Source organism: Verruconatronum alginivorum (assembly GCF_056590205.1).
This window is the reverse complement of the sequence record NZ_JBWPVQ010000001.1, coordinates 5,492,186-5,510,465: the sequence shown is the minus strand read 5'-3', so window position 1 is coordinate 5,510,465 and position 18,280 is coordinate 5,492,186. Positions and strand designations below refer to the sequence as shown.

Here is an 18,280-nt window from a genome sequence, read left to right as displayed (position 1 = left end):
CTACTCCGCGAAGACGAAACGATCGGCGGCGAAATGAAGTTCCCGCCAGCGGTCGAGACGAAAGGTTTTGTCCATGCCGTATTCCGCCAAATCTTCGTCGTAGTAGAAATTGACGTTACCGTTCAAATTAACCCGATTTCCGACGACCGCCCCGAGGACCAAGCCGGTCCCGCTGATCGCGACATTGGCTTTAGGGGCGTAGATCGCGGCCCGCAACTGCGACCCTCCCGAGATACTGATGGTTTGGCCGCTCGATTTTAACCCGTAGATCAACAGATTTTGCGGGTAAGTGGTGGCGTTCACCGTCCCGTTCCCGGCGATATCGACATTGTTTCTCGCATACATCTCCAACTTGCCGTTCGCCGTCACCACAATACTGGCGTTTCCCGACACTCTAACCTCGCCTTCCACTACCAAGGTGACCGGACCGTCGATCCGCAAGGTACTGTGTCCCGCGATGGTGATGGCATTCACCAGATAGGAAACATGAGGTCCGCCGGGGGTCCCCAACGTAGTATTGGAATTGATGATTGGTAGATTAAGCGACGTCGAAGGCTCCTCAATATCCGGGAAGTCGGAGGCGAAATCGAGCGCGACCCGATTCGGATCGATCTGGACTCCCGCTGGCGTGTCGGCGCCGTAAATGCGTCCGTTCGAGCCGACATAGGGCATCGAGCCCCCGGTCGCAACATACCCGTACACGGTGGAATTGGAGAGGTCGATCGCGTTGGCCGCAACCGAGATGCTCGCCACCGATCCGTTGTCGAACGTATTGGAGGCCGACGGATCCCCTTTACTCGACTTATAACTCCCGACCCACGCGTTTCCCCCGCTGAAGGTGACCCCTTGCCGGGAAGTGATGCCGTTGGCGAACAGGCTACGGCGGGTCAATCGAACCTCGACCTGCTTCGTGACCGGCGGGAGATTCGGCGGAAGCGTCCGTCCTTCCGCGATGACCACCGGATTGGTCTCGAAATCGGTGACCTGGACCCGCATGATGCCGACTCGGTTGCTCCCCAGATCGAGCTCGACCGGGGTCAACGTCGCGACGTTGCCCGATATCGTCCAGCCGTCCCATTCATCGAAGTTAATGGCATACAACGCCTTTTCCACCCCGCCTTCGGCCAGGTTGAGGCTATTGTTGCTGTAAAATGAGATATTGGCCGACCGATTCTGGCTTTGGGCCAATTGCATGAAACTGCCGATACCCATCGCCATGACGGTCGCCAAAATGACCGCGACGACCAGGACGGACCCCCGGCGGCTCTCCATCGGACGATTCTGCTTATTCGTGATCATAACGTGCCTTGGGTTTAGTTACTGACGGTTTTGTTGCGTAAAATGAAGCGGGCGGAAACGACTTTTTCCGTGTTGTGCAGCGCGAGCGCCTCGCGAACCAAGGTCAAGCGCAGCTGGATCTGTTTGACGCGGAGCGGAACCTCCGCGGGCTCCGCCTGCAGGTCGTAATAATTGAAGGCGAGCTCACGCACGCCGGTCATCAGGGCTCGGCTCCCCGACGCATCGATCCGTAACAGCGGCCGGTCGGGATGGTTCGGCAAATAGCGGAAAGTCACCTGTTGCGGAGCATCTCCGTCCACCCCGGGCAATAAGATCGTAAACTCGGTGCTGTTGAATCCGGGCAAAATATCCTGAGCGGAGCGAACGTCCCGGCCAAAATGCTCCAACCCCATCTGGCTCTCGGTATTCATTTCCGCGTAATTCGCGATGCTGAAGGTGCTTCGCGCCATGAAAATAAACGAACCCAGGATGGCCGCCAGAATCATGCTGGCCAGCGAACTCGCGACCATCATCTCCACCAGAGAGAACCCCCTGGAATCAACTGGAATCTTAACGGAACGCACGGTAGTAATAATCGTTCAGACCGGTTCTGGAAAAATAACTGACGTAACGGCGGGTCGAGACATTCCCCCGGGCGGTCGTCCATTGGACCTCCAGAGTGATCTCCCGGAATCCCGGCTTCGACTCCTCCTCCACCACGGTCCGGAAACAGGAAAACCGGTGGGCCGCCACGGCTTGAAAACTCGCCTCGATTTCAAATTCGCCATCCTCCAATTCGCTGATCTTTTCCCAATTCATCAGCCGGAGGTTTTCCATCTCGCTCTGGAGAATCTGCGAGGCCAACGTGTTGTCCCGGGCCGACTCCAACATCGCATACCCGATGCCCAAAGCCGTGATCGACGATGCGACTGTAAGGCCCAGGATCGCCACAGCCACACAGATTTCAATCAGGGTGAACCCACTGTTTCGCTGGCTTTTCAAAAGGGACAACATGACGGATTTCGGAAAACGACTCTGTCGGCGCGCCTCATGGCGGGCAAGTCATTTGGACGTGAAAAACTTATCAAAAATTCGTCAACCCTCCTTCGTGAACCCCTTCCTTGACGCGGATCCCCCCAACCGTTACTCTATGATTTGAACCGATTTAAACCATCGATTAGCCGAAGAAACGATCCACAATATGAAGCAGGAACAAATCATCGAAGAACTCAAGGTCGCCTACGCAATGGAGCTGGAAACCGTCCAAAACTACATCGCCGCCTCCGTCAATTTGGACGGAGTCCGCTCCGAGGTCGTCAAAAAGGAACTGGCGGCCGACATCATGACGGAGGTCCAGCATGCCCAAAAACTGGCTCAGCGGATCAAGACCATCGGCGGGCTCGTCCCCGGCTCCCTCGCCCTGGAACGGAACCAACGTTCCCTCCAGCCGAAAGAAGACACCACCGACATCACTTCAGTGATCCGCGGAGTGATCGAGGCGGAAGAAGGAGCGATCGCTCAATACTCCAAGATCATCCAGCTGTGCGAAGGGGTCGATTACGTCACCCAGGACATGGTCATCGCCCTTCTGGGGGACGAAGAAGAACACCGCCGCGAGTTCATCGGGTTTCTCAAGGAATACGAAAAAGGGTAAGTTAATCGGACTCACCGGTAAATCCGCCCGGGCCCGCGAAGAAACACGGGGATTCGACTCGATTCTCTCCGCCTTTTCGCGGGCGCCCGTCGGCGACATCCAGTCGCGGTAGAAAAATCAATCTCCGTGCCGCGAACGCCGCAACCACTCCGCCAAGGCCCTCAACGCCCGGCCCCGGTGGCTCACCCGGTCCTTCTCCCCACCGTCAACTTCGGCAAACGTCCGATCGAAGCCGTCGGCGACGAATAACGGATCATAACCGAATCCCTCGCCGCCCCGCTCCTCCGTCACAATCCGCCCCGGGCAAATCCCCTCAAACATCCGCTCCTCCCCGGCGGGACCCAACAAACAAAGGGCGCAAACGAACCGAGCCCGGCGCCCATTTGCCGGGATTTCCCGCATTCGCTCCAAAAGTTTCGCGCGATTCGCCGCATCCGTCGCCCCCGGTCCGGCATACCGGGCGGAACGAACCCCGGGCTGACCCCCGAGCGCCTCGACTTCCAGACCGCTGTCGTCCGCCAAAACCCACCCATCCAGCGGAATTCGCGCCCGCAGCGCCTCCGCCTTGATCCGCGCATTACCCGCGAAATCGACGGCGTTCTCCTCCACCTCGGGCATGCCCCCCGCCTCCTTGGCCGAATGAACCGTGACGGCCACTCCCGCCTCCGCGAACAACCGGGCGAACTCGCCGACTTTATGGGCGTTACCCGTGGCTAAAAATAATCTCATCGACGCTCATCTTCTCCGGATAACTCATCATCCCGCGCATCAGCTGATCATCCGCCAAAAAGGTATGTTTCACTTCCTTCAAGCGCACCGCCTGGTCGATCCGCTCCGTCCGCAATCCCCGCAGGACCGGTTTCGCCTTATCGTCAGCGAAGAACATCGGAGCCCGATAACAGAAGAGATAATCCAACTGACGATTTTGCATCATCTCGCTCAACAATTGCGATCCTCCCTCGAAATAGACGCCGACAATGCCTTCCGCCGTGCAACGTTCCCGGAAGAGCTCGAACGGCACCCGCGGCATCTTCGCCGGGAAACACCAGACCTTCAACCCTTCCTGGTTCAACCGTCGCACATAACCGGTGCCCGCATGCTCCGTCGTCACTACGATCGTCCGGTCGCGATAATCGTCGGTGTACACCGACGGCAAATCCTTCTGGTGGGCCGTCCGCAACAATCCGTCGAAAACAAAACGGACCGGACACCACTCCTCCTCGCCCTCGACCCGGCTGGTCAAACGGGGTTCATCCTTTAACACCGTGTTCGTCCCCACTCCGATCGCCGGAAACAATCGGCGCCACCGCATCACGTCCTGGCGGGCCACCTCCCCGGTGATCCACTTGGAGGCCCCGGTCCGACACGCGATCTTCCCGTCGAGCGTAGTGGCTACCTTACCGGCAAAGAAACTCCGGCCACGTGTGATCCAGTAATTGAATACGAGATTCAAATCAGCGCATTCTTCTTGCAGAACCCCTTCCTCCACGCTCACCCCATTCTGACGCAACAGGGTGAAACCTTTTCCACAATGAGCTGGATTCGGATCGGAAGCCCCCGCCACCACCTGTTGGATACCCGCCTCCAGGATCGCTTCAGTACAAGCCCCCGTGCGACCTTCCGTCGAACATGGTTCCAAAGTGACGAATAATGTCGCCCCGGCGGCGGGCCGACGGCCGAGACGCTTCAACGCCGCGACTTCCGCATGATCCCCGCCCGCCTGTGCATGAAACCCTTCGGCGACGATCCGGCCCTCCTCGACGATCACCGCCCCAACCATCGGATTCGGATGCGTTTTCCCCCAACCCTGCTCGGCCAGGGTCAACGCCCGCCGCATGAATCCCTTCTTCTCGGAATCGTTCACTTGGTCAATCTCCCCGGACGTATGGGTTGTCTTTCTTCTCCACCGCGACCCAGGTCGAAGGCCCATGCCCCGGATACAAGGCGGTCGCATCCGGCAAGGTGTATATCCGGGTCTTGATCGAGCGCTCCAGGTCGGCGAAGCTGCACCCGGGAAAGTCATAACGCCCGATGCTGCCGGCGAAAATCGCGTCGCCGACGAACGCCGCTCCCGGCTCCTGGAAATAAAAGAGAACATTGCCCGGACAATGCCCTGGAACATGTCGCACCTCGACCCGCTTTCCCCACCAGGACAATTCCGTGCCGTCATGGATCGGCACGTCGATCCGGGCCGGCTCCACGTGGAGGTCGCCCGGCATCAACGCAGTCATCACTTCGGGATGTTCAATCAACCCCTGGTCGAGCGGATGGGCGTGCACCAACGCGCCGGTCCGCTGGAAAGCCGCCAGATCGTAGGTATGGTCCCAATGACCATGGGTGAGAAGGATCGCGGTCACCCGCGTCGACGTCCCTTCGAGCAACTTCCGGACCTCTTCAAATGAACCTTCCGGACAATCCACCAGAAGAGCATCATGGCTCCCAGGATCGGTCAAAAGATAAGCGTTGGTTTCGAGTGGCCCTGTGGTCAGCGTCCGGATTAACATCTCAAGACAAGATGCAACCTCCGCTTCCCTTTGACAAGATCGCTTTCATTCCCGATCTCCACCACGCCCGAAATCCCGCCCCTTGGCCGCGCGACCGATCGCCGGACGTATCGAAATTCTGAACCTTCGTCGTCCCCGGACCACCCGAAATCTCGAATTCCGCGCGAATTCTGCGTGGATTTGCCGATAAGTCGTTGACAAGCTCCGTTCCGTCCCCGACAACCTTCTTTTTTCGTCGTAAAACCGTCTAACCGTTTACATGCAGAGTTTTTCTGAGCAGTGTTTGGATATGGCCCGCTCCATGCTGGGCCACAATCTCTCCTCCATCAATCCGGATGGATCGATCACACCGGTGGAGGGCGAAGATCCACGAGTGGACGAATCCGGCCATGCCGCCTTGGCCATCGGCGAGTTTTATCGCGCCACCAACGAGACCACTCTCGAGGGCCACGATCTGATCGACCTGGCGGCCCGCCTGATCACTGCGCAAGCCTTCCGCGATCCTCCGGCGGAAAACGGCCTCGCCTACGCCGCGCTGGCCCTCCTCTCCTTCGGCCCGTCGAAGGAACGCAATCCCGTTTGGGAGCGCCTGGTCGAACCGACCCGCGAGCGCCTCGACAAACTCTTGCTCGCCCGAAGCGATTACGACAACCACTGGCAGGCGTTCAACGTAGCCAAATCGGTCGCCCGCTACAGCATGGGGCTCTCCAAGAAGGACGAAACCGGCAAGTTGATCGACCGCTTCCTCGAACGGATCTCCGAGCACAGCTCCCATGGATTCGTCGACGACGCACCCGCGGGCCTCGGCGGCGCCTTCAACATCTACGGGATCCTGACCTTCGTCTTCATCCGCCAATCGCTCCAGCTCCACGCCAATCTCAACTTGCGCGAGCGGAAACTCCCCAGCCTCCGGACCCATGCCGAAAAATACATCCGGATGCTGCCGGACATGGCCCGCCAGGATGGCCTCGGTTGGGCCTACGGAAGCGCCATCGGCGCCTACGGCCAGATGCATTGCATCAGCCTCCTCCTCCAAGCCTTCCGCGACGGCTGGATCGTTGGCGACCAGCAACCGAAGTATTTCGACGTCCTCCGCCGTTTGTTCGTCTGCTTCTTCACCACCTACCTCGATCAAGAGCACGGCTACCTGGTGATCCGCGACGACGAACGCAATACCGTCGAACGTCACACCACCCGGATGGCCAATTTCGACGGCGCCCGCTACCTCAGTCAATGGTCCCGCCTCGCGACGACCATCAACGCTCCGGCCGTCACCAAACCGCAACCGGTTCAAACCGGCGGTCGTTTCGTCATCTTCGACAAAGCCAACCGCAAGGAACAAGGGCTCTACCTTTACCGCGACGCCGAATCCGGACTCCAGTTTCAGCTCCCGCTGGTCGGCGCCTATCCCGGAAAGATCAATTCCGACGACCTTCCGTTCCCGCACTGCCCGGGGATCTTCGAATGGCCGGTGGAAGCCTACCTGCCGATCATGATCCCGGAGTTGACGATCAACAAGCAGGCCTTCATCCCCGCGTTCTACGGAAAACGTTGCGTTACCGGCCTCGGTCCGCGCAACTCCTTCTACCTCCGCTACGAACAACCGGAACTGATCACCAAGGATCGCCAAATCATTCCAGGCATCGGCAGCTGCAAAGTCAGCTGGACCTTCACCGGCAAGAAGATCGTCAGCGAGTTCTCCTTCACGGTGAAGAACAACATTCAGTTGGAGAAAATGCACTACGCGCTGGTCATCGGCGCTCCGCATAGCCGTTATCACGCGGCGAGCACACTGACCCTCGGACCGCAAGGCCTCGGTTGTGAAGTGATCAAGGACGACTTCCAAGCGAGCTGGCAGGAAACCGAAGTGGTCTCCGACAACGCCGCCTACCGCTCGCCTTACGGGAAGATCCATTACCTCCAGCACCTCCGCCGCGACCATCCGCTCAACATGCGGGTCGGGCAGGTTTACAAGTTGGTGGTCAGCTTCGATCCCGACGTCCAACGCGTGGAATAACCGCGAACCGATGCTCTCCAGACGCATCATCCCTTGCCTGGATGTCACGGCGGGACGCGTCGTCAAAGGGGTCCGCTTCCGGGAACTCCGCGACGCGGGCGACCCGGTCGCCTGCGCCAAAGCCTACCAGGAACAGGGTGCCGACGAACTGGTGTTTCTCGACATCACCGCCTCCAGCGACGAACGGGAAATCATGCATCGGGTGGTCAGCGAAACCGCTTCCGAATGTTTCATGCCGCTCACCGTCGGCGGCGGCCTCCGTTCCGTCGAGAACATCCGCCAGATGCTCAACGCCGGGGCCGACAAAGTCAGCCTCAACACCGCCGCCATCCTGCAACCCGAGCTCGTCCGCGACTCCGCCCGCAAGTTTGGCAACCAATGCATCGTGGTGGCGATCGACGCCAAACGGGAACCGGGCGAAGATCGCTGGCGCGTCTACACCCACGGCGGCCGGAATCCGACCGAACTCGACGCCATTTCCTGGGCCCGCGAAGTGGTCTCCCTCGGCGCCGGGGAAATCCTCCTCACCAGCATGGACGCCGACGGCACCCTCGCCGGCTACGACCTCGAACTGACCCGTCGGGTCGGCGAAGCGGTCACCGTGCCGGTCATCGCCTCCGGCGGCGCCGGCAAACTCGAACACTTCCGGGACGTCCTCCGCGACGCCCAGGCCAGCGCCGTCCTCGCCGCCTCCCTTTTCCATTTCGGCACCTACACCATCCCTCAAGTCAAAAACTACCTCGCCTCCGAATCGATCCCGGTCCGCCTCTGACCTGATCGCCTCAAGAGCAAGAATCCGGGCTGCGCCCGGGGAACAACATAGAATGAAACTTGGTTTCCGAGGCGGAGCCTCTTTGGTGCTCCGCGTCCCCGCGGAGCTTTCGAGCGTGCGGAAGAGCTCCGGCAGTCGAAGGGCTGCCGGGCCTACGGTTGTCGTTGGCCATTCGAAAGCGATGCGGGGACGCACCGCACTCCAAAGCGCTTCGCGCGAAAACCTGATCGCCCTCCAACCCGCATGAACAGTGAAGTTCATAAGAAGATTAGTCGGGTTGGCTCCGCTTGGCTTTGCCGCCACATTTCCCGGATCGCGTTGTCCCCGGCGGAGTAAAACACGGCGAATTGACACGACCACTCGTTCCGTTTCCCCCCCTCCCCGGATTCCCTTCTCCTGAAATCTTCCTCTCCAGTTGAGAACCGGCTTTTCTTATCGCACCTTTTACGAGAAATAGCCTGACAAGCTCACATCCACTTTGTAACCTAAGTTTCTATGAAAAACACAGTTAGCTGTTTGACCGGTCTGCTCGCAGCCGCGGGAATCTTTTTGTCCGGCTGCCACACCGTCCCCGAAACCGGCCGCACTCAATTGATGCTGATGCCGATCGGTCAGGAAATGGCCCTCGGCGCCGAAGCCTTCAGTCAAATCAAGGCCGGGGAACGCATTTCCACCGACCCCGAAGCCAACGCCATGGTCACCCGCGTCGGACAACGGATCGCCGCCCAAGCCGCGGAACACCTTCCGGACGCGCAATGGGAGTTTGTCGTTTTCGAGGGGGATGACACCCTGAACGCCTTTGCCCTCCCCGGCGGCAAAATCGGTATTTACACCGGAATCCTTCGCATCGCCGACACCGACGACCGTCTCGCCGCCGTCATGGGCCACGAGGTCGCCCACGCCACCGCCCGCCACGGAGCGGAACGGATGTCCCGCGCCATGGCGTTGTCCGCCGTCGGCATCGGCATCGACGTCGCCGCCCGCGACCAGGACGCCCAAACCCGTCAAGCAATCATGGTCGCGTACGGCCTCGGCGCCACCATCGGCATCGAGCTCCCCTACTCCCGGCGGGCCGAGACCGAAGCCGACGAAATTGGCATCCTCTACGCCGCCCGCGCCGGTTACGACCCCCGCGAGGCGATCACCTTCTGGCAACGGATGAGCGAGGCCGCCGCGGGCCACGGCCGTCCTCCCGCCTTTCTTTCCACCCACCCCAGCGACGAACAACGAATCGCCAACCTCCACGCCATGATGCCCCGCGCCATGGAGGAATACGAACGCGCCATCCGAAACAACCGCTGAATGAACGATAACGACTCCCACGCGCCCGACTTTCTCGTCGATCTCCTCAACGCCCGGTCTCCCTCCGGCTACGAAACCGAAGCCCAAGCCGTCTTCGACCGTTACGTCGAACCCGCCGCCGACGACTACCGGAAAGACGCCCTCGGCAATCGAATCGCCACCCTGAATCCTTCCGGTGATCCTGTTTTAATGCTGGCCGGACACATCGACGAACTGGGGTTGATCATCACCTACGTCAACAAGGACGGCTTCCTCTACTTTGACACCATCGGCGGACACGACCGCACCGTCATCTCCGGCCGTCGGGTCAGCATTCAGACCCGCCACGGCGTAATCAAAGGCGTCACCGGCAAACGCGCCATCCATTTGAGGGATCAAAAAGACCGCGAAAAGGTGCCGCAAATCCACGAAATGTGGATCGACATAGGCGTCCGCGACAAGAAAGAAGCCCTCGAACTGATCCAAATCGGCGACGTCGCCACCTACGATCAAAGCTTCGAACTCATCCGGGGCAACGTCGGCGTCGCCCGGGCCTTCGACAACAAAAGCGGCGCCTACATCGTCGGCGAAACCTTGCTCCGGCTTTCCGCCGAGAAGAACTTCCAGGCCAAAATCGTCTCCGTCGCCACCACGCAGGAGGAGATTGGCACCCGCGGAGCCGTCACCACCGGCTATTCGGTCAACCCCCACCTCGCGATCGCCGTCGATGTCGGCCACGCCACCGATCACCCCGATTGCGACCAACGCAAATACGGCGAAACGAAGCTCGGAGCCGGACCGATCATCTGCCGCGGCGCCAACATCAACCCGATCGTTTTTAGACGCCTGATCGACTGCGCCGAACAGGAGGAGATCCCGTACCAACTGGAAGCAGACCCCCGACCGACCGGTACCGACGCGCGCGCCATTCAAATCGCCCGCGGCGGCATCGCCACCGGTCTGCTCTCAGTCCCGCTCCGCTACATGCATACGCCCAGCGAACTGGTCGATTTAAACGACGTCGAAAATACCGTCCGCCTCCTCGTCGCCTTCAGCCGCTCCCTGAAAAAGGGCGAATACGGTCACTGGTAAGGCACCGGAGCCGCGCGCTTCAGCCGCGGTTGTTGGACGAACGGGTTTTTCGCACGTTCGCTTGGGCCGACGGTTTCGCCTGAAGCAAAAACTCCCGATCGGACTCCGGCGAAATTCCTTTCACATCCATCCCCTGTTTTAGCTTTACTCATCAACATATCGGCATACTTTGATGGGAATGATAATTAACGGCAGGATTTCGGATCTTCTTCAAACCGGCAAACCGGTCCGCTCGATTGAATTCTTCCCCCCCAAAGACGAGCCGGGGTGGGATCAATTTTGCGCGACGGCCCGGCGCCTGCTCGATCTCGATCCGGATTTTGTCTCGATCACTTACGGGGCGGGCGGCAGCACCCGCGAACGGACCGCCCGGGCCGCCCGCTTTCTCAAGGACGATCTCGGATTGCTCGTGATGCCGCACCTCACCTGCGTTGGCGCCAACCGCCGGGAAATCGCCGAAACCGTCGACCAATTTCACGCCGATGGCTTCCGCAATATCATGGCCCTCCGGGGAGACCCACCCAAAGGCGAAACGACTTTCATTCCAGAGAAGGACGGCCTGCGTTACGGTTCCGACCTGGTCGCATTGCTGAAAGAAACCCATCCCGAAATCTGCATCGGGGTCGGCGGTTATCCGGAGAAACACCCCGAAGCATCCGACCTTGCGACCGATATCCGCCACCTGAAAACCAAAGTCGACAACGGCGCGGATTTCGTAACCACGCAGCTTTTTTTCGACAACGAAACCTACTTTGATTTCGTCGATCGATCCCGCGCCGCCGGAATCACCATTCCGATCATCCCCGGCATCATGCCGGTTTTGTCCTACAAACAAATCCAACGCTTCACCCAAATGTGTGGAGCGACCCTGCCCGCGGGCCTCACCGAGCGGCTCGATGCGGCGCAGGACGATCCGGAGCAAGTGATAGCGATCGGAATCGACTGGGCCAGTCGACAGATCGAGGATCTGCTGGCCCGCGGCGCTCCCGGTTATCATCTCTACATCTTGAACCGGGCCAAGCCCGCCCTGGCCCTGGCCGAAGCCCTCGCGAAGACCTCGCACGATCCCGTCGGATCCTGACCCAACGGAATGACGACGTTTTTTTCCGAATTAACGTTTGAAAAGCGGAAAAAACTCATCGAAGATCCCTCTTTCCTGATCCGGAGAGGTGGCAGAGTGGACGAATGTGCCTGACTCGAAATCAGGTGTGCCGGAAACGGTACCGTGGGTTCGAATCCCACCCTCTCCGCCATTCTATCAAACAGCTAAGGCACAGCGACTTACAAGCCCTGCGCCTTTGGCGCATTCCTGACCTTTCGATCCTGCCTCTCATAATCGACTGGGTCCAGTCTCAGTTAGTCTAAGTCAGACTGGGATAATCGTCCCATTCCACGAAATCGGTGCGGTGGTCACCATTCGGAGACGCGGTTCCAAAACGCCGACACCCCGGTCGGCGTGGCCATGCGCTTCCCCATTGGCCAGATCATCGCCGGAATCGATCCCCTGCTGGCGATCCGCTACCAAATAGTGGTCATGGCGATGATCGTCGGCAGCGCGGACTCGCGGTCGCGATTTTCCTTCATTGGGAAAAGTCGTATTCGCTCCAGCCTTCCGAGCCAGTGGGCTGACCCGCGGACTCTCCATAGTTAGAGGGTATCCGAAAAGGGTTTCGGGCGTTCGCTTGGTTGAAACCAGCGGGGACACACCCCACCATGCTCGCGCATGGTCCCCCCTCTCAAGAGGGGAATGGCTTACAAAAAGATCCCCTCTTGAGAGGGGGGACCGCTCGCTAGAGCGGTGGGGTGTGTTTCCAGGCCGGTCCGGTCGCCGCAAACCCTTTTCGGACGGGACCTAGTTAGAGCGTGTCCGAAAAGGTGATTGGCTATCGAAAATCGGCCAGGAAAACGGGAATATTAACCGTATTTAAGCTTGAAATACAAGCGGCCTCAAGCTGTTGTGGTTAAATGACTAAACCTAACCATAGTTCAACAACTGAGGCCAACGGCAATCCTGCACATTTCACGCCCTGTTTCAATAACTTTTATCACTAGCGTCCAGCTAAGGGGCCACCTCGGATTTGTAAGTAACGGATTTTCATGATCTAAAGAGGTGAGTTTGTTGTGACGCATTTGAAGCTTGGTCTGGTGTTCGGGGCGGGCTTATTGAGACTGGCCTCATGAACGAAGGCCGTCTCATTTTCACCCAAGTAATGGATACGCTGCACCGCGAGCAGTTTGAGCGTTGCGTTGCTCTCTACCCGATGCCTCGCCAGAGTCGGGGAATGAGCGCACGTGACCAATTCCTGGCAATGGCATTTGCGCAGATCACATTTCGCGAAGGATTGCGTGATATCGAAGCTTGTTTACGTAACAGTCAACATCTCTACGCCATGGGAATTCGGGGCAACATCACCCGAACCAACATTGCTTACGCGAACGAGTTTCGGGATTGGCGAATTTATGAAGCGCTCGGCCAAATTCTCATTCGTAAGGCGCGCCGCCTTTACGTCAACGAGCCGAACGGCTTGGAGATGGATGAGATGGTTTACGCGGTTGACGCCTCGACTATCGACCTGTGCCTTTCTATTTTCCCGTGGGCGAAGTTCAGAAGAACGAAGGCGGCGATCAAGCTGCATACCCAGATCGATCTTGCCGGCTCGATCCCTGTGTTCATCAGCATTACCGATGGATCAATTCATGACGTCAACTTTCTCGATCGCATGGCATTTGAGGAGGGAAGCATCTATGTTTTTGATCGTGCCTACCTGGATTTCGCCCGCCTTTTCCGTATCCATCTGGCTGGTGCATTCTTCGTTATTCGCAGTAAATCCAATACCCGATTCACCGTGTGTGAATCTCGGCAGGTTGATAAATCCACTGGTCTCAGATGCGATCAAGTGATCGTCTTGCGGACGAAAAAGGGAAAACGGGATTACCCTGACCGCCTTCGCCGTATTTCTTATTTCGATACCGAAACAAACAAGCGCCTGACATTCCTTACAAACAATTTAACGTTGCCTGCGTTAACCATCGCCGCGATTTACAAGAGCCGCTGGCGGATCGAACTCTTCTTCAAATGGATCAAGCAGAATCTTCGAATAAAAGCATTCTACGGAACCAGTGACAACGCGGTGCGCACCCAGATATGGATCGCCACGTGCGTCTACCTCATGGTGGCCTGTCTCAATAAGGTCCATGGACTCGATGAAAGTCTCAGCCGAATTCTACAAATCTTGAGCGTCAACGTATTTCAGAAGACCCCTATGAATCAGCTATTTGCAAACTATAATAACGAAAAACCCGCGAATGATATTTCGAACCAACTGGTATTCAAGGACTTTTAACTGGACGCTAGTGAACTTTTATTACGCCGCGAGCACGGATTTCAGCGAGTTCTTGGCCGAAAGTGCCGATTTATTCGATTCGAGGCGCGATTTGGTGGTGAAAATCGAGGCCGATCTCGACCGGCACGGCTTGGAGAAAAAGAAGCTCCGGCGGGCCGACCGTCTTTTTCTCCAGAGCCAAAACGGTGCGTTGGCCGGGCTCGAAAACCTTCCCGAGAGTTTTCCGCCGCCACGCTTCGATGCCAAGGGCCGGAAACTGCCGGGTAAACTGGAGGTGCTCGAACAAGGGCGGCCACGGATGCCTGGCGCGGTAGCGGGGGTTTTGCTGTTGACGCGCGGCTATCACGGCTCCTGCACCAACAAGGAAGCGCTGGATTTCATGGGCGAGTCCAAAAGCCTGGAAGCTTTTCTGGTCGGACGCGGGCTGAGCCTGCCGGGGCGTTCGACCATGAGCGAGTTGCTCAATGCGATCAGCCTTGAAACGCGTGAGGCGATCCTTTCCGCCCAGTTAAACCGGGCCAGCCGGGAAGAGCTCGACAGCTTCGATCAGGTCCTGATCGATAGTACCGCGACCAAGGCCAATTCGTGCTGGCCGACCGATGCCAAGACCATCTTCGTCCTGGCCCGGCGCCTTTATGAGATCGGCCGCAAGTTCGAGCTTTTCGGTTTGGCAAATATCCGCCCGGGACGCATGGAGAGCTACCTCGAAGAGCTCTCGAAAAAGCCTTTTCAAATCAATCTTAACGCTAAGAAAAAGAAGAAGTTCCAGAAGTTTTGCCGGGAGTTCATTGAGTTGGCGGCCAAACTTCTTTGCCATGCGGATAACGAGTTCAAGCGCGTGGAGGCAAGCTGGAACGAACGACTCGACAACGGGCGGATCCTGCCCAGCTTGCGCCAACAGGCCAAAGCGCGTGTCGATCTGTTTGTCGAGAGTCTGCACCTCGCCACGAAGTCGCTCGAACAAATGCGCCAACGCATTTTCGAAGAAAAAACCTTTCCTTCGACCGAGCGCGTCTTGAGCGTTCACGACCGCTCGGCGGCTTACATCCAAAAGGGAGGTCGCCAGCCGGTCATCGGCTACAAGCCGCAATTGGCCCGAAGCGCCAATGGATATGTCGTCGCGCTGAAGGTCGATTCAGGCAACACCTCCGATTCCTCCAACCTGGTGCCGATGGTGGAAAGAGCGATCGCCAACACTGGAGTCATACCGCACCTGACCAGCGTGGACGACGGCTATTCTTCGCGGGAGGGCCATGATCGGGTCAGGGAGTTGGGAGTGGAGATCGTCAGCATCAGTGGATCGAAGGGAAAGAAGCTCCTTGGCGAGGACTGGGACGGGGAGGAGTATCGCCTGGCCCGGGCCGGCCGTTCGGCCGTGGAGTCTTTAATGTTTTGCCTGAAGTATGGCTTCGACTTCGGCCAACTCAGCCGGACAGGCATTGCGGCAGCCCGCGAGGAATTTTTGGAGAAGTGCCTGGCCTACAATGCGTGTCGGACGATCCTGCTGCGAAAGCGAAAACGACGGTGCCAAGTCGCTTGAGCGAGGTCCCCCCGTCATTCCAAACAAAGAACGTCGAAGACGGAGGATCGGTCCTGTACCGATCCTGCTCAATTTGGTTCCAAAACGACGATTCGGACCGTATTCACTGTTTGGTTACTGCCTTTGGGGGTGCCGGATTCCACTCATCCACCAAACATCCATCTTCAATCAAACAATCGCCGCTCGTAAAAACCCTTTTCGGATGGAGTCTAGTTAAACAAGTCCACGATGAAACTCCCCCCATCCCAGCCGTGGCAGCGACGCCGACGGTCATGATTTTTTCGACGGATTCACATCCTGGTGGCGCGCTCTCCGTCAGTTTCAAGACTCCGCCGCAGAAAATGCGGTCGAAGGCTGGTCCGAAGGCCTTCGCGGAGCGGACGCAATCCCACCCTCTCCGCCGAATTTAGCAACAACCTGACGGGCAACGAGTGCCAGCCCGGGGCACTTTTGAAAGTGGTGGGAACAACAGACAACCGTCTATCATTGCGTGGAAGGAGGAACGACTGACGCGGCAATCCACGTTCCGGGAAAAGGGGCGCGGGTCGCTGTTTCGTGGATTGCTTCGTCGGCGGAGCCTCCTCGCAATGACACGACGGTGATTCCACCACTTCTGATTACACCCTTCCCGCTGTTCCTTACAGGGTTCAGGCTTGCGGTCCGAGCGGCCGCGAGGCAGTTTTTGCCTTTCGACGGCAGCTCGAACCGGCTTTTTCCATGGAACGAATCTTACATGTCTGGCGCTTTACCGATGGCAAACGGGGTCACGAAAACCAGACCCGCGGGCTCGTCGCCGGGCTCCAATCCCTTTTTCCCCTCCAAGAACATATCGTCCAATGTGGTAACGCCACCGTCCGACCGTTCGATTGGATCCGGAAACGATTTCCGCCAGGTGCCGATTTTCCGCCGCCCGACTTTCTGGTGGGGGCCGGTCGCCGGACCCATTGGCCCCTTCTCGTGGCGCAGCGGGCCACCGGAGCTCCAACGGTAGTCTTGATGGCTCCGGCCCCTTGGTTGCGGCGGCGCTTCGATTTGTGCCTGGTTCCGGAGCACGACGGACTCGGCGGCGCCAACGTCGAATTGACTCGCGGGGCGTTGACTCCCATCCGCCCGGGCGGAGAACATTCGGCCGGTCGCGGGGTATTGTTGATCGGCGGCCCCTCCTCCCATCATGACTGGGATGGCCCTTCGATCGTCGCGGCAGTCCGGGAAATCGTCGAACGCTCCCCCACCCGTCACTGGAAATTGACCACCTCACGCCGGACCCCACCGGAAACCACCCGGGCTTTGCAGGGGCTGACCTTCCAAAACCTCGCGGTGGAACCGGCGGAGCGAACCGGTCCCGACTGGGTGCCCACCGAACTCGCGGCGAGCGGAGCGGCATGGGTGACCGAAGACAGTGTTTCGATGGTCTACGAATCGCTGACCGCCGGGGCGATCACCGGCGTCCTTCCCGTCCCCCGGAAAAGGACCTCGTCCCGGGTGATCCGCGGCCTTGATCAATTGGTGGAGGGAGGATTCGTTTCACGATTCGATCCGACCTCGCCCTCCGCCACGCCGATGCAGACCAATGCTCGAACCTTCGACGAAGCCGCCCGTTGCGCGGAGATCATCGCCCGGCGCTTTTTCCCGGATTTTCCGCGCCGTCACGTCCCATGAAAATCATCCAGATGCTGCCCGAGTTGAACGCCGGCGGAGTGGAACGCGGCGTATTGGAAATCGCCGAACATTTGGTCGCCGAAGGCCACGAGTCGATCGTCGTCTCCAACGGCGGGCGTCTCGTCGAAGCCTTGGAACGGGGCGGTTCCCGACACATCCAACTACCGGTCCATCGAAAAAATCTCTTCAGTCTTGCCCAAATCCCGGTCGTGCGACGTTTGCTACGGGAGGAAGCGCCCGATATCCTTCACCTTCGCTCGCGAGTCCCGGCTTGGATTGCCTGGCTGGCCTGGCGAAAACTTCCTCCTTCGGCCCGGCCTCGGTTGGTCACAACTTTGCATGGTTTCCATTCAGTTAATCGCTACTCAAAAATCATGGTCCGGGGCGAACGAGTGATCGCAGTCTCCCAAGCGGCGCGCGAATACATCCTCCAAAATTTCCCCGACACCCCGGCCGATCGCATCGTCGTCATTCCCCGAGGCGTTCCACAAACCGACATCCGACCCGGCTTCCAACCGGACGCCGAATGGACCGAGCAATGGCGCCGCGATTTTCCGCAATTAGAAGGGAAAGCGGTTCTCTTGCTCCCCGGCCGGGTGACCCGCCTCAAAGGGCATCCCGATTTCTTTCGCTTGGTGGCGGGACTGAAAGCGGACGGTCTACCGGTCCACGGTCTCGTCGTCGGCGACGTCCACCAGAAAAAAGGCGGTTATCTGGAAGAGTTGCACAAGGAGATCCTGTCGCTCGACCTCGCGAACGACATCACCTTCGTGGGGCACCGAAACGACCTCCGCGAGATCATGGCGGTCTGCGACATCACCTTGAACCTCTCTCAAAAACCGGAGTCGTTTGGACGAACCACCCTTGAATCCTTGGCGATCGGCAAGCCGGTGGTCGGCTACGCCCACGGTGGAGTCGCCGAGCAACTCACAACGGTTTTCCCCGCCGGAGCCGTCCTCCCGCGCGACCTGAATGGCTTGATCGAAGCCACCCGCCGCGTTCTCCGGACCGGCGGCCGACCCGCCGCCATTCCCCCGGAATTCACCCGCGAAGAGATGTGCCGCGCCACCTTGGAAGTCTACCAAACCCTCCATGGGAAGAATGAGACCGGGCCGCAAATGTCTTGACCCCATCCCGGT

Annotated in this window: 17 protein-coding genes and 1 tRNA gene; 12 read left to right on the top strand and 6 right to left on the bottom strand. The window is 58.8% G+C overall.

The window, feature by feature from the left end; translation table 11 throughout:
- Genes ACWUI2_RS20290 through ACWUI2_RS20280 form a run of 3 tightly spaced genes read right to left on the bottom strand, consistent with a single transcriptional unit; the run spans nucleotide 1 to nucleotide 2,292 of the window.
- Complete coding sequence (locus ACWUI2_RS20290; protein WP_486984668.1) at nucleotides 1–1,299, bottom strand: DUF7305 domain-containing protein; 1,299 nt, start codon at nucleotides 1,297–1,299, stop codon at nucleotides 1–3.
- A 14-nt stretch (nucleotides 1,300–1,313) separates the two neighbouring features.
- Nucleotides 1,314–1,862 (bottom strand): PilW family protein, encoded by a 549-nt coding sequence (locus ACWUI2_RS20285; protein WP_486984667.1) that lies wholly within the window; start codon nucleotides 1,860–1,862, stop codon nucleotides 1,314–1,316.
- A complete protein-coding gene (locus tag ACWUI2_RS20280) occupies nucleotides 1,849–2,292 on the bottom strand; it encodes a type II secretion system protein (RefSeq protein ID WP_486984666.1) in 444 nt (147 codons plus the stop codon). The genes ACWUI2_RS20285 and ACWUI2_RS20280 overlap by 14 nt, the downstream gene beginning before the upstream one ends.
- A gap of 187 nt (nucleotides 2,293–2,479) precedes the next feature.
- On the opposite strand from ACWUI2_RS20280, the gene ACWUI2_RS20275 reads away from it, so the two are divergent.
- A complete protein-coding gene (locus ACWUI2_RS20275) occupies nucleotides 2,480–2,932 on the top strand; it encodes a ferritin-like domain-containing protein (RefSeq protein WP_486984665.1) in 453 nt (150 codons plus the stop codon).
- 117 nt (nucleotides 2,933–3,049) lie between these two features.
- On the opposite strand, the gene rdgB is transcribed toward ACWUI2_RS20275, so the two are convergent.
- The 3 genes from rdgB to ACWUI2_RS20260 are packed head-to-tail and all read right to left on the bottom strand — an operon-like array spanning nucleotide 3,050 to nucleotide 5,436.
- Nucleotides 3,050–3,661 carry an RdgB/HAM1 family non-canonical purine NTP pyrophosphatase gene (gene rdgB / locus ACWUI2_RS20270; protein ID WP_486984664.1) on the bottom strand — a complete coding sequence of 204 codons (612 nt, stop codon included), beginning with the start codon at nucleotides 3,659–3,661 and terminating at the stop codon, nucleotides 3,050–3,052.
- Nucleotides 3,636–4,796, bottom strand: coding sequence for a bifunctional diaminohydroxyphosphoribosylaminopyrimidine deaminase/5-amino-6-(5-phosphoribosylamino)uracil reductase RibD (gene ribD / locus ACWUI2_RS20265; protein ID WP_486984663.1), 1,161 nt, complete (start codon nucleotides 4,794–4,796; stop codon nucleotides 3,636–3,638). The genes rdgB and ribD overlap by 26 nt, the downstream gene beginning before the upstream one ends.
- Before the next feature lie 4 nt (nucleotides 4,797–4,800).
- Nucleotides 4,801–5,436 carry an MBL fold metallo-hydrolase gene (locus tag ACWUI2_RS20260; RefSeq protein ID WP_486984662.1) on the bottom strand — a complete coding sequence of 212 codons (636 nt, stop codon included), beginning with the start codon at nucleotides 5,434–5,436 and terminating at the stop codon, nucleotides 4,801–4,803.
- Nucleotides 5,437–5,695: 259 nt separating this feature from the next.
- Between ACWUI2_RS20260 and ACWUI2_RS20255 the strand changes: the two genes are divergently transcribed.
- The 11 genes from ACWUI2_RS20255 to ACWUI2_RS20205 all read left to right on the top strand — a co-directional run bounded on the left by ACWUI2_RS20255 (nucleotide 5,696) and on the right by ACWUI2_RS20205 (nucleotide 18,268).
- Nucleotides 5,696–7,453, top strand: a complete 1,758-nt coding sequence (locus tag ACWUI2_RS20255; protein ID WP_486984661.1) for a hypothetical protein — start codon at nucleotides 5,696–5,698, stop codon at nucleotides 7,451–7,453.
- Between the two features lie 10 nt (nucleotides 7,454–7,463).
- Nucleotides 7,464–8,225, top strand: a complete 762-nt coding sequence (gene hisF / locus ACWUI2_RS20250; protein WP_486984660.1) for an imidazole glycerol phosphate synthase subunit HisF — start codon at nucleotides 7,464–7,466, stop codon at nucleotides 8,223–8,225.
- A 495-nt stretch (nucleotides 8,226–8,720) separates the two neighbouring features.
- On the top strand, nucleotides 8,721–9,527 hold the full coding sequence (locus ACWUI2_RS20245; RefSeq protein WP_486984659.1) for a M48 family metallopeptidase: 807 nt from the start codon (nucleotides 8,721–8,723) through the stop codon (nucleotides 9,525–9,527).
- The gene (locus ACWUI2_RS20240) at nucleotides 9,528–10,598 is read left to right on the top strand and encodes a M42 family metallopeptidase (RefSeq protein WP_486984658.1); all 1,071 of its coding nucleotides are present in this window, start codon (nucleotides 9,528–9,530) and stop codon (nucleotides 10,596–10,598) included.
- Nucleotides 10,599–10,770: 172 nt separating this feature from the next.
- Nucleotides 10,771–11,679 carry a methylenetetrahydrofolate reductase [NAD(P)H] gene (gene metF, locus ACWUI2_RS20235; protein ID WP_486984657.1) on the top strand — a complete coding sequence of 303 codons (909 nt, stop codon included), beginning with the start codon at nucleotides 10,771–10,773 and terminating at the stop codon, nucleotides 11,677–11,679.
- Nucleotides 11,680–11,761: 82 nt separating this feature from the next.
- Nucleotides 11,762–11,851: transfer RNA gene (locus ACWUI2_RS20230), tRNA-Ser, on the top strand.
- Nucleotides 11,852–12,060: 209 nt separating this feature from the next.
- Nucleotides 12,061–12,249: an ABC transporter permease gene (locus tag ACWUI2_RS20225; RefSeq protein ID WP_486984656.1), complete on the top strand. Its 189-nt coding sequence runs from the start codon at nucleotides 12,061–12,063 to the stop codon at nucleotides 12,247–12,249.
- 526 nt (nucleotides 12,250–12,775) lie between these two features.
- The gene (locus tag ACWUI2_RS20220; protein ID WP_486984655.1) at nucleotides 12,776–13,942 is read left to right on the top strand and encodes an IS4 family transposase; all 1,167 of its coding nucleotides are present in this window, start codon (nucleotides 12,776–12,778) and stop codon (nucleotides 13,940–13,942) included.
- Nucleotides 13,905–15,482 (top strand): transposase, encoded by a 1,578-nt coding sequence (locus ACWUI2_RS20215; protein WP_486984654.1) that lies wholly within the window; start codon nucleotides 13,905–13,907, stop codon nucleotides 15,480–15,482. The genes ACWUI2_RS20220 and ACWUI2_RS20215 overlap by 38 nt, the downstream gene beginning before the upstream one ends.
- 717 nt (nucleotides 15,483–16,199) lie before the next feature.
- Entirely contained in the window at nucleotides 16,200–17,141 is a 942-nt protein-coding gene (locus ACWUI2_RS20210; RefSeq protein WP_486984653.1) for a mitochondrial fission ELM1 family protein, read from the top strand.
- The gene (locus ACWUI2_RS20205) at nucleotides 17,138–18,268 is read left to right on the top strand and encodes a glycosyltransferase family 4 protein (protein WP_486984652.1); all 1,131 of its coding nucleotides are present in this window, start codon (nucleotides 17,138–17,140) and stop codon (nucleotides 18,266–18,268) included. The genes ACWUI2_RS20210 and ACWUI2_RS20205 overlap by 4 nt, the downstream gene beginning before the upstream one ends.
- Nucleotides 18,269–18,280: the final 12 nt, after the last annotated feature.